We start from the raw sequence: 11896 nt of genomic DNA, 5'->3' as shown, positions 1-11896 counted from the left end.
GGTCGTATTTTCCAGAAAAGTACATCTGGAAAATCTCCACCTTTCCCTTGACTTCACTCACACCCCCTAGGCGTAGCCATAGACCGGTATTACGAGTTTCGGGGCTAAACTAAATTTGACAATTCCATGCCGTTCCAAGTCCTCTTTCTGATCATGGCTTGAAACTCTGGCATAGACTACGGTCTTCCTGTCGCTTCGTTGAAGACGGAACAATTCCGGCCGCAGTTTCAACAGATCGTATCGACGGTGACCACCGGGCGTTATTTCATCCGGCTGTAATCGACCTTCTTTTTCCCAACGACGGAGTGTCGTAATGGAGACTCCTAACACCTTCGACGCTTCGCCTATCGTCACTAATCTATCCATATTGATAGTATACAGATAGTTTTAATCAGATTCAACGATTACTGTTCAACCCCTGTGGCGTAGCCAGAACATCGGCAATCATGAATGCGCGTTTGCTCCCATATTGTGAAGAACCGGGGCTGGCCGCGCCATTTTTTGCGATCAGGTGTGCCGGACCGCGGTTTGTAGCGGTGACCCACATCACCGCATTTTGGCGCACGAATACAATGCGCGATCCGTTGCCGTTAAAATACGGTGTCATCACACCGCTACCGGCAGCGGTGATGATGTTTGTTTTATGCGTGTTTAGGTTGTACGTTGCGAGCTTCAGGCTCTCTATAAAGCGCATCCAATTGCGATTGGATTGGATCATTTGGTTGTCTTCTTTTCCTTCTACATACGCTAAATCTCCACTTGAAGACAGCGCAGGATCAAGCTGGACGCTACTCTTGCCTACGGGAATGGTGGCACCAGGCCAGATGGCAATGGTTTTTGGACCCGCGAATAAATAGCGTGAGTGAGACTGCCATACCACGGCAAGGTCTGCGCCAAACGGTTGTATGCTTTGATCTGTTGCGAAGGTGTGGCCAATCACCTGATTCTTTCCACTTAAATTGAGGTTGTGCAGAGGCACGCCATCCGCCAGGATGGATGCACTGTGCATGGGGTCATCCCAGTAGAACAGGGATTGGCCGTTTCTTGCAAACGGTCCAAGAATGAGCCCGTTTGGGGCACTGGCGGTAACAATCGGCCGCCACGCGCCGGATGATCGATTCCAGACGCCGATCTGATCGTACCATTTGGTAATATTGCCTGAGTTGCGCGTAATGCTGACGGCTGCGTTTTGATCTCCCGCGCTAAACGACAATCCGCTGATCACGGAATTCTGTGGCAAATGAATGGACAATGTCACAGGATTACTTCCTGGTGTCATCCTGTAGATTATGTTCGCCCGACTATAAATCAGCGTGTGACCGTGCGCGAGCCAAGTCAGGTTTTCCGCTCCTTCCGCCAGCTTGTAGCGGGTGCGTCCGTTCGCAGATACGACCCAAGACGTCGCCGAATTGCCGCTGCTCACACGGGTCCACAGCCACGCACCGTCTGGAGAAAACGTTGCAGAAAGCACGTGGCCCATCACGTCGTGCACTGTAACGATAGGTTTGTCGGCGACTCTTGTGTTGATGATCGTATAGAGTTCACCACCGGAGACTCCATTTTCATTGGCGATGAGCGCGATGTCGCCCATGCCCGAAAAATTGCGCGGATAAAAGCTTGGCGACACGGGATGCGTTTGTGCGTGCGCGACAATCTCGCTCGATAGACAGGTGAGCGCGGCGCTTAGAAGTGACATTTTAACGAAGCGTTTCATTCGGATTCACATCCCTCTGTACGATTTTGATCGATGTTGAAATTTGATGAGAAATCGACAAAAGCTCGAATCGCAGACAATTCAAGTAGGCTGTCCCTGCAAATTAGCCACGTGTTTCGATAAAGAATTTTTCTGTCTGTCGCTCGTAAGGGTTGTATTTTGAGTTGGTCGGTCTCTTGAAGACAGATTCCAGGCAGAATGGCGTAACCCAAATCCTTTTTTACAAGCTCTTTGCAGGTCTGGATATTATCGACTTCCATGGTTGTACGTGGTGCAAGGGATTTGTACGTGGATTGCCACCACGAATCAATCATATTTTTTAAAGGAAGATCTGTTTTGTATTGAATGCGTGGAAGCTTTGGAAGCACTGCAAGATCAACTTCACGTTTCGATACGATGTGGATTGGTTCAAAGTATAACCTATGTTGGTGCTCTGGCCATTGGAAATCTCCACGAATTATTCCGATATGCACCTCTTCTCGATAAACACTTTGAAGGATTTCGGTTGACCAACCGGTCTTTACGTTAATTTCAACATCTGGATAATGTTGAAGAAAAACTTTAAGAAGCTCAGGTAAACGATAATGTGCAAAAATACTCGATACACCTAAACGAAGAATTCCGCGCACATTGCTTCCAGTATTTGCAACGCGATCTATTATTTTTTGTAATTCGCGAAGGGACTGTCTCGCATAGCATGCGATCAATTCCCCTTCCGCCGTAAATTCTATTCCTGTTTTCCTTCGAATTAAAATTTTCGTTCCAAACATTTGCTCAATTTGCTGGATCCGATACGTTAACGATGGTTGTGTAACGTAGAGTCGTTGAGCCGCCCCTGTAATACTTTTTTCAATTGAGAGCATTTCGATCAATCGCCAATCTTTTTCATCCATGTTTTCACCGCCCTATCCATAGAATATGTTTATATGCGGCAATAAAAAACGAATATTATTTTTATTTCTGCAATGACACTATACTTTTTTGTAGATTGTCGGTTTGGAGGGAAGTCCAACTGTGGAAACAGATGTTCTGGTTATAGGCGCAGGGAATGCCGCTATGTGTGCCGCACTCGCAGCAAGAGAACAAGGTGCGCAAGTACTTGTTCTTGAGAAGTCTTCGAAAAAAGAGCGCGGTGGAAATAGCACGTTTACAGCAGGAGCCATTCGTGTCGCGTACCGAGGGATTGAGGATCTTCTTCAACTGGTTCCTGATTTGACGGAAGAGGAAATGGTAAACACGGATTTTGGATCGTACGACGAAGAACAATACTTTGATGATCTTTGTCGAGTGACACAAGATCGCACAGATCCGGAACTCGCCAGCATCCTTGCAAGCCAAAGCTTTGACACGCTGAGGTGGTTGCGTAAACACAATGTTCGCTTTGCGCCAATTTATGGACGTCAGGCATTTAAGGTCAATGGCAAGTTCACATTTTGGGGCGGACTTACGATTGAAGCTGTGGGGGGAGGACCTGGGCTTGTTCAGGCACTTCACGAGGCGGCAGAGCGCGAGGGGATAGGTGTGTTGTATCACGCGCGCGCATTTGAATTGCTTTGTGATGACGATGGCGTTCGCGGGGTTCGCTTGTTGTGGAACGGAAAATCAATGGAAATTATCGCAAAATCGGTTGTTCTTGCAGCGGGCGGATTTCAATCGAACCTTGAAATGCGTACAAGGTATCTCGGTCCTGGATGGGAGTTTGCAAAGGTTCGCGGTACGCGATTCAATACGGGGGATGCGCTTCAAATGGCGCTAAAAATTGGTGCACGTCCTTACGGACATTTTTCGGGATGTCACGCAGTGGGTTGGGATCGCAATGCACCGGAGTTTGGTGATCTTGTTGTTGGAGACGGTTTTCAAAAACATAGCTACCCCTTCGGCATCATGGTAAATGCATTGGGTGAGCGATTTATTGACGAAGGTGCAGATTTTCGAAATTACACGTATGCCAAGTATGGCCGTGAGATTTTAAATCAACCGGGGCAATTTGCTTGGCAAATATTTGATCAAAAAGTTTGCCACTTGTTACGCGATGAGTATCGAATTCGACAAGTAACAAAGGTTACGGCACCTACAATTGAGGAACTCGCAAAAAAACTTGAAGGCGTTGATCCTCATAAATTTTTAGTGACAGTAAAACAGTTTAATCAAAGCATTCGAACTGAAATTCCATTCAATCCAAATGTAAAGGATAGACGTTGCACTGTTGGACTGAGTATTCCTAAATCAAATTGGGCTAATCCATTGGATCAAGGACCGTATGAAGCTTATGCGGTTACCTGCGGAATCACGTTTACATTTGGTGGACTAAAAATTAATGGTCACGGTGAAGTGTTGGATGGGGATGAAAAACCAATCCATGGCCTTTTTGCAGCAGGGGAGATCGTGGGAGGACTATTCTATTTTAATTATCCAGGGGGGAGCGGATTGGCTGCTGGCGCTGTGTTTGGGAAAAGAGCGGGAGAGCGCGCTGGTCGATTGGCGGTGATGAAATCTTGAACATTCTTGTCATGATGAAGGTGACTTTTTCCACGGAGGAGGAAATCACAATTGAACAAGGTGAGATTGTTCAAGATGGGATTTCATTGATTTTAAATCCTTACGATGAGTATGCGCTGGAGCAGGCCGTTCAAATAAAAGAGGCTTTTGGGGGAGAAGTAACGGTTTTGTCCGTCGGTTCGAAGCGACATGAAGATACGTTGCGAATTGCCTTGGCCATGGGGGCGGATCGCATGGTTATGATTGATGATCCTGCACTCATGGGCGATGAATGGATCGTCTCGCAAGCAATATCGGCATTTGCAAAAAGAGAGCGCTTTGACTTGATTTTTGGCGGACAAATGAGTATTGATTATGCCTCTGCGCAAATTGGTCCACGCGTGGCCGTAGAATTGGGGATACCCATAGTCACATCCATTCTTGGTTTTACGATGGATGGTGAGTGCGCTATTGTTCATCGAGACATGGATGGATATACGGAAAGTTTGCGCGTTCCGCTTCCTGCGCTTTTCACGGCGCAGCAAGGATTAAATGATCCGCGCTATCCGACACTTCAGAACCGGATGCGAGCGAGAAAAAAATCAATAGTTTACTACAGTGGGAATGATCTCCATTTTACGGATGAGAATCGAAAGGGAAAGACAGTCTCACAGGAATTTTTTGTGGCTCCGAGAAAATCAGCAGGGAAAATACTCCACGGCTCACTTGCGGATCAAGTTAAGGAACTATGCGACTTATTACAGTCTGAGATTCAATAGGGGGGCTATGGGTGAGTAGAAATGTACTTGTTTTTGCGGAATCACGAAATGGGGAGATTCGCCCTGTTGTGTTAGAGGCGATAACAGTTGCAACGTTGATCGCTGATGGCGCAAGCATCACAGCGGTGGTCATGTGTGATCAAATTTCCATGGATCTGCAAATTCTCGCACATTATGGAGCCGATCTAATTTTTGTTCTTGAGGATGCGAAATATTTACCCTATTGCAGTGAAATCTATGCACAAGCACTTTTTCAAGTGATTCAAGAGGTGCACCCTGATGTGATTCTTTTTAGTCATACAACCATTGGCAAAGAACTTGCACCACAACTCGCCAGTATGCTTAAAGCGGGACTTATTTCGGATTGTACAAGTATCTCAAACAAGGATGGTTTGTCGTTCATCCGACCCGTTTACGCTGGTAAGGCCTATGAGCGCAAGAGATTCATTGGAAATGAGTTGATGCTCTTGACGATTCGTCCGAACACTTTTAAAAAGAGGAATCCTGATTACAATCGAAAAGCAAATTGTGTTTCTTTCGTTCCTAGAGACAACGTCGTGAGTAATCTATTGCAAACCATCGTAAAAAATACAGTCGATGTCATCGATCTCACGGAAGCAAATATCATTGTTTCTGGCGGGAGAGGTGTAAAAAGTGCCGCAGGATTTGCGCCACTGCGTGAGTTGGCGAGTGTGCTAGGCGCCGCTGTGGGTGCATCACGTGGCGCTTGTGACCTAAAATATTCTGATTATTCAATGCAAATTGGTCAGACAGGAAAAGTGGTAACGCCAGACCTTTATATCGCGTGTGGTATATCTGGAGCTATTCAACACCTCGCTGGGATGTCAAATTCCAAAATCATTGTTGCGATTAACACAGATCCTGAGGCGCCAATTTTTAAGGTAGCCGATTATGGGATTGTAGGAGATCTCTTTTCGGTCGTACCTATGTTGACCATGGAGCTCAAAAAAATGCGATCGCTTAAGAAGAAATGAATCATTAATTTTTTCTATGTTCTACGATAAAAATTAAATATTGTTTTTATTCAATGAACGAAACTAAACTTTTATTGACCGGACGCAAGCCCAAGTTTCTTTCTGTTTCTCCTCTCTTGAATAAATCTCATAGTCTTTACGAAGATCGTTGAGAAAGGAGGTAACGTCACATGAGTGAATGGGTGTCGATTCCTTGCTCGATCTATCGTGGGGGTACAAGTAAGGGCGTTTTCTTCCGTGGGAAAGACCTTCCACAAGATCTCGTAAAGCGTGATCGGATCATTCTCTATGTGTATGGGAGTCCTGATCTGCGCCAAATTAACGGACTGGGTGGCGCGACACCAACGACGAGCAAAGTGGCGATCGTAGAGACTTCCCGCAGACCCAATGTGGATGTTGATTTTACGTTTGGTCAGGTAAGTATTGATCAACCCGTGATTGATTATACACCGAACTGTGGAAATATTACTTCGGCCGTCGGGCCATTTGCAGTTCACCAGGGAATGGTTGAGACGGTGGGAGATGTTGCGACAGTTCGCATTTTTAATACGAATTCACAGTCTCGAATTACAGCGCGATTTCCTGTTTGTAACCACATGATTGTCGCAAGCGGAGATACCGAAATTAGTGGGGTTCCTGGAAAAAGTGCCGAAGTCCATCTTACGTTCCATGATATCGGTGGTGGTGTGACTGGAAAACTCTTTCCGACTGGAAATCTGTGTGATCTTATTAGATTGACGGATGGGCGCTCGTTTCATGTCACGGTCCTTGATGCTGGCAATCTCACTGTTTTTGTCGATGCCGATGAACTCGGACTAAAAGGGAACGAAGTCACAGAAAACGAGATAGCAGCGAACGGCAGTTCGCTTGAAATTCTCGAGGAGATACGACAAAGAGTCGGTTGGCAATTAGGGATCTTTGCAAAAAATGACGCAGTTACGGCAGAGACACACGCATTGCCAAAAATTGCGTTTGTGCAAGAGTCAATGGATTATAAGACTGCCCATGGAATGAAGATCCGGGCTGACGATGTGGATGTTTTGGCGAGGGTTCTGACGATGGGAAGATTGCACCCTGCCTATGCGGTTACAGGAGCCATTGCTCTGTCAGCCGCAGCAAAAATTGAAGGAACGCTTGTGGAGCGAAAGATGTGTCGAAAAACACACACACGTGATTTATTGCGCATAGGGCATCCCACTGGAATTTTGTTCGTTGGTGCAGATGTAGAGAAAGTGCGGAGTGAAAACTGGCGGATCCAATCTGCATCACTCATTCGAACGGCGCGCCCTATTCTTGATGGGCATGCCTGGTTTCCTTCGAGTCTTTAAAATATGCAGATTGAGATCTAACAAGGAGGTGGGCGATATGTAAGTTTCAGCTGTCTTCAAAGATGAACGGAAAGTGATTGATTGAAAGCGTTTTATTAAGCGGGTTGCGTATCCTGAATTTATCTGTAGCGAGGTGAAACGTGTGAATGTAGAAGAGCCAAAATACACGGCAGCAGCGAGGCTCGAACGGTTACCGATCTCTTTTTTTCATTTGTACATCATGTGGGTACTCGCATTTGCCTTCTTCTTTGAGCTTGGTGATATTAACACACTTTCTTATACGGCGCCGGCAATCTTAAAAAATTGGCACTTAGGACTCAGCGGTATTGGTAATATTGTTTCGGCAACCTTTCTCGGCATGTTTCTTGGCGCGACGATGATTGGCTGGATCTCTGATCGCATTGGTCGCAAAAAGAGCCTCATTTTTACAATTCTACTCTTTTCGGTATTCTCGCTGCTTAATGCATTTGCAGTTAATTTTGTTATGCTTTTTATCACAAGACTTGTTACTGGCATTGGGTTGTCTGCAATGACAGTCGTCGGCATTACTTATATCAGTGAGATGTACCCAGCGAAAAAACGCGGTTCTTTTCAAGGCTGGATCATGACGATTGGGTTGGCAGGGATCCCCATTACTGCATTTGTCGCGCGATTTCTTGTACCATCCATTACTTGGGGATGGCGACTTGTCTACATTTGGGGAGCGCTTGGATTTATTTTCGCCATACTCGCAATTCGATTGAAAGAATCGCCGAGATGGCATGAAAATCACGGGAGAACTGCTGAGGCAGACCGAATTCTGTCTGAAATTGAAATGGAGATTCGCGCAGAGAAAGGAGAATTGCCGGCTCCCACTTCACGGATCCCGATTGTACAATCTCATAAAGGATACAGTCAGCTTTTCTCAGCTGGAAATGTAGGCAAAACGATTATGTTCATGGTTGTTTGGATTGCCCAAACGCTTGGTTTCTACGGTTTTATGGCTTGGGTACCGACGCTGCTCGTATCCCATGGATTTTCTTTGGTGACATCACTAGCGTGGTCTTCCGCCATATCCATTGGTGCAGTACCTGGGGCGTTAATCGCGGCGGTTCTATCAGATCGCGTAGAACGAAAATGGTTGATTTCAATCGTTGCGGTCATTATCGCAGTGTGTGGAGTGCTTTATGGAATATCTTTTAACACTGCAGCCATTATCGTATTTGGCTTTCTGGTCGCGATGTTGATTCAGACTTTTGCGCCATTGCTCTATGCATATACACCCGAGATGTACCCTACAGAGATTCGGAATTCGGGAGCGGGGCTTACGTATGGCGTGGGAAGATTGGCCAATGTATTTGGACCTCAGCTTGTCGTATTTTTTTACACCGGATTTGGTTATTTGAGTGTATTTGTCTATATCGCTGTTTGTTGGCTTGTCGTCGCAGTTGTCATAGGAATTTGGGGTGCAAAAACGCGCGCAAGAGCACTGGAATCTGTCAATGTCACAAGCTAAAACGCAGTGAGTTAAACGTGTTGCAAAGTATTTGAAAAATAGGGGATATGGAAAAAATCTGCAGATAATAAAGATGAAACACAAGAGCAGCGTACGTAAAGTTCCATTGCGGTGTCCTTTATAAGGACGCCGCATTTGTTAAAAAACGAAATAGGATGCAGCGGCTTAGGAAAGCGGGTGTGGCTAAGGTAGTTCATATCATGGATCTGTCAATTTTTTGATATAAAAGTTTCGATATTGTGTTGATTTATTAAATCCAATGGATATAATAAAATCCATGAATACTAAAAAATCAGGGTTGGTAGGAACCAATCAAAGGCATGGCCAAGAATATAATAAGTCTGTGGTTTTTGAACACATTCGGTTGTTTGGAGCGATTTCTCGTGCAGATATCTCAGAGAAAACGTTGCTTGTACCGCAAACCGTATCTAACCTTGTTCGAGGTTTGATTGAAGAAGGGCTTGTTATGGAGTTGAAACAGTCAAATGTTACACGAAAGCGAGGTGCAAATCCTACTCAACTCATCGTCAATGAAAACGCATACTTTACGGTTGGAATACAAGTTCAATATAGTCGTATCTTTGCCGCCCTTGTAAATCTTGGAGGGAGAATTATTAGAAGTATGGAGTGCCATTGGGATCTACCCAGTGATCTTGAGTCATTCGCTGATGAAATCATAGCGATGAGTACAGAACTTGTGAAGGGAATCGATGGGATTTGTTCGCTTTCAGATTTGCAAGGGATTGGTGTAGGTATACCTAATCTGTACGGAAAAATTGTTTCTAAATTCCCCGTTTCAAGTGATTCATCCCAAATGTTTATAAAAGATTATTTAAAAAGAAAAGTTGGCTGTGAAGTAATCGTCGGAAACAACGCCCATTTAGCAGCAGTAGGGGAATATTGGATGGGGCGAGGGAAGGTTCCTTCTACCTTTCTCTATGTTTATATCGGGGACAACGTAGGAGGAGGATTGATTGTCAATGGTGAGGAGTATGTGGGCGCTAGTGGGAAATCGATGGAATTAGGTCATATTCAGTATATGCCCAATGGATTAACCTGCTATTGCGGTGCTAGAGGATGCCTCGATCAGTACGGCAGCATCAACGCGTTGCGGAAAAATCTTTCCATAGAAGATGATAAGTCACTCCAAGACATTTTTCGTGGGGCAAGTGGGCATCAACTTGCTATTATTCACGCGGGAATGGAGGCATTGGCTACAAGCATTGTCAGTGTTTTAGCCGTACTGGATGTTTCAACCTGTGTCATAGGAGGTCCTCACGCAAAGACCGTGTTTTCATTTTTACTCGTTCTCTTGAAAAATAAAATGCGTGAACGTGAATATGTGGTGGATGTTCAATGCTCTGAAATGGATATTCATGCCGGAGCGATCGGTGCGGCTTCTACAGTGTTTCATGACGCATTATGGTGCAAGACCTCTAATTTGCTAAAAGTAGAATCTTAAACACGTATTGATAAATTGCGAAATGGGGTGATTGGGTGACGAAAATCACAAAATATTCCCAACGAATCATCGGAATACTGTCCATCATTGTTGGTTTGGGGATATGGCAGATCGCTGAACTGAAGTTACCGACTCTCGTTGCCGGACCCATTCAAGTTGTTTATGCACTGATTGCCGGGCTTCAGAATGGAACGCTGATTCCTGATGTTTTTATTAGCCTTGAAAGAGTTCTGGAAGGATTTATTCTGGCTCTTATATGTGCTGTAATTCTCGGATTTATTCTCGGTTGGTACCAACCTATTCGCTGGATTTTAAATCCATGGCTTCAATTTTTGCGAATGATTCCCCCTATAGCGCTCATTCCACTTGTCGTCGTTTACCTTGGCGTTGGGCAACCGGCAAAAGTATTTGTCATTTTTTTTGCGGCCTTCTTAGTTATGTTAGTCACAATTTATCAAGGTGTTCGACAGGTTGATGTCACGTTGGTTCGGGCGGCGCGAGTGCTGGGATGCAATGACTGGATTCTGTTTTTTCGAGTTATTCTTCCAGCATCCATTCCACATATCTTCACAGCGATGCGTCTTGGGATTGCGGCTGCATGGACGACGTTGGTTGCGGCAGAACTTATCGCTGCATCACATGGTCTGGGCTTCATGATAGAACAGGCGAGCAATTACTTTGAAATGCCTGTAGTTTACCTCGGAATCACGATAATAGGCGCACTTGGCATTGCGATGGATCGCGGAATTTTAGCGTTGGAGGGGAAATTCACTTTATGGCAGGAGAAAATTCTGTGATGTCAGCGCAAGACGATAAAATTCATGTCGATCGAGTTGAGAAACGTTATCAGGTGGGAGACAGGCAGATTTTAGCGCTTCGTGAAACCAGTCTTCAGGTCAAGGAGGGAGAATTTATATGCTTAGTAGGTCCAACAGGGTGTGGAAAGACGACCCTCCTCAACATGATCGCTGGTCTTGAGTCTGTTACGTCTGGAAAGATCGTCGTGAGTGGAAAAGAGGTGCACAAACCGGGAAGAGATCGTGGCGTCGTGTTCCAACAATACGCCCTCTTTCCCTGGCTGACCGTACGGAAGAATGTGGAGTTTGCCCTGTCGATGCGAGGGATCAAAGGAATAGAGCGCTCGGAGATGGCGAGTGAATTTCTTTCCTTAGTTAACCTTAAGGCGTTTGAGAACGCGCTTCCCAAACAATTGTCGGGCGGTATGAAACAAAGGGTCGCGCTCGCCCGGGCATATGCGGCCCAACCGGATGTTCTCTTGATGGATGAGCCCTTTGGGGCGTTGGATGCAGATACAAAGTCACAGTTGCAAGAAGACTTGCTTTCCAGTTGGCGCCAGTTGCGGACCACCGTCATCTTTATAACACACGATGTCGAAGAGGCGGTGTTTCTTGCGCAACGTGTGATCGTCATGGCAGCGAATCCTGGCAGAGTCACGGCTGAAGTGAAGGTTGATCTGCCTATTCTTCGAGATCACTCTGTGAGATTCAGTTCTGAGTTGCTTCATTACAAAAATGATATTTGGAATCGCCTGCATTCGCAGCGTGTGGAGGATGGCTTGATATAGATCATTAAGGGGGTGATCTGACTTTATTGTTGTCAGGAAGTAAAAATAAAAAGGGGGCAT

Annotated in this window: 10 protein-coding genes and 1 pseudogene; 8 read left to right on the top strand and 3 right to left on the bottom strand. The window is 45.5% G+C overall.

All coding sequences use genetic code 11. The annotated features are described in order from the left end of the window. Positions 1-129 precede the first annotated feature (129 nt). The 3 genes and pseudogenes from ATW55_RS15840 to ATW55_RS11560 all read right to left on the bottom strand — a co-directional run. Positions 130-366: pseudogene (locus ATW55_RS15840) on the bottom strand (IS607 family transposase); the annotation flags it as partial. A gap of 31 nt (positions 367-397) precedes the next feature. Beyond that, on the bottom strand, positions 398-1714 hold the full coding sequence (locus tag ATW55_RS11565) for a hypothetical protein (RefSeq protein ID WP_067717627.1): 1317 nt from the start codon (positions 1712-1714) through the stop codon (positions 398-400). Next, the gene (locus ATW55_RS11560) at positions 1711-2607 is read right to left on the bottom strand and encodes a LysR family transcriptional regulator (protein WP_067717624.1); all 897 of its coding nucleotides are present in this window, start codon (positions 2605-2607) and stop codon (positions 1711-1713) included. Before ATW55_RS11560 ends, ATW55_RS11565 begins: the two co-directional genes overlap by 4 nt. 121 nt (positions 2608-2728) lie before the next feature. Here ATW55_RS11560 and tcuA point away from each other — a divergent pair, with 121 nt between their 5' ends. The 8 genes from tcuA to ATW55_RS11520 all read left to right on the top strand — a co-directional run bounded on the left by tcuA (position 2729) and on the right by ATW55_RS11520 (position 11836). Next, positions 2729-4213 (top strand): FAD-dependent tricarballylate dehydrogenase TcuA, encoded by a 1485-nt coding sequence (tcuA, locus tag ATW55_RS11555; protein ID WP_268753398.1) that lies wholly within the window; start codon positions 2729-2731, stop codon positions 4211-4213. Next, positions 4210-4971, top strand: coding sequence for an electron transfer flavoprotein subunit beta/FixA family protein (locus ATW55_RS11550; protein ID WP_067717619.1), 762 nt, complete (start codon positions 4210-4212; stop codon positions 4969-4971). The genes tcuA and ATW55_RS11550 overlap by 4 nt, the downstream gene beginning before the upstream one ends. 11 nt (positions 4972-4982) lie before the next feature. Further along, positions 4983-5966 carry an electron transfer flavoprotein subunit alpha/FixB family protein gene (locus ATW55_RS11545; protein WP_067717616.1) on the top strand — a complete coding sequence of 328 codons (984 nt, stop codon included), beginning with the start codon at positions 4983-4985 and terminating at the stop codon, positions 5964-5966. A 170-nt stretch (positions 5967-6136) separates the two neighbouring features. Then, positions 6137-7294, top strand: coding sequence for a 2-methylaconitate cis-trans isomerase PrpF family protein (locus ATW55_RS11540; protein WP_067717614.1), 1158 nt, complete (start codon positions 6137-6139; stop codon positions 7292-7294). Positions 7295-7436: 142 nt separating this feature from the next. Next, positions 7437-8789 (top strand): MFS transporter, encoded by a 1353-nt coding sequence (locus ATW55_RS11535; protein ID WP_235587102.1) that lies wholly within the window; start codon positions 7437-7439, stop codon positions 8787-8789. Positions 8790-9066: 277 nt separating this feature from the next. Next, complete coding sequence (locus ATW55_RS11530; RefSeq protein ID WP_067717608.1) at positions 9067-10251, top strand: ROK family transcriptional regulator; 1185 nt, start codon at positions 9067-9069, stop codon at positions 10249-10251. Positions 10252-10286: 35 nt separating this feature from the next. Next, on the top strand, positions 10287-11048 hold the full coding sequence (locus ATW55_RS11525; RefSeq protein ID WP_067717605.1) for an ABC transporter permease: 762 nt from the start codon (positions 10287-10289) through the stop codon (positions 11046-11048). Continuing rightward, positions 11027-11836: an ABC transporter ATP-binding protein gene (locus ATW55_RS11520; RefSeq protein WP_067717602.1), complete on the top strand. Its 810-nt coding sequence runs from the start codon at positions 11027-11029 to the stop codon at positions 11834-11836. The genes ATW55_RS11525 and ATW55_RS11520 overlap by 22 nt, the downstream gene beginning before the upstream one ends. The last annotated feature ends 60 nt before the right edge of the window (positions 11837-11896 follow it).

Source organism: Ferroacidibacillus organovorans, assembly GCF_001516615.1.
Taxonomy (GTDB): Bacteria; Bacillota; Bacilli; order Alicyclobacillales; family SLC66; genus Ferroacidibacillus; species Ferroacidibacillus ferrooxidans_B.
The sequence above is the reverse complement of the archived record's forward strand: the minus strand, read 5'-3'. Positions and strand labels throughout refer to the sequence as shown.

Coding starts and splice junctions, on each gene's coding strand:
- ATW55_RS11565 (WP_067717627.1), bottom strand. CDS start 1,714: ATGAAACGCTTCGTTAAAATGTCACTTCTAAGCGCCGCGCTCACCTGT.
- ATW55_RS11560 (WP_067717624.1), bottom strand. CDS start 2,607: ATGGATGAAAAAGATTGGCGATTGATCGAAATGCTCTCAATTGAAAAA.
- ATW55_RS11540 (WP_067717614.1), top strand. CDS start 6,137: ATGAGTGAATGGGTGTCGATTCCTTGCTCGATCTATCGTGGGGGTACA.
- ATW55_RS11530 (WP_067717608.1), top strand. CDS start 9,067: ATGAATACTAAAAAATCAGGGTTGGTAGGAACCAATCAAAGGCATGGC.
- ATW55_RS11520 (WP_067717602.1), top strand. CDS start 11,027: ATGGCAGGAGAAAATTCTGTGATGTCAGCGCAAGACGATAAAATTCAT.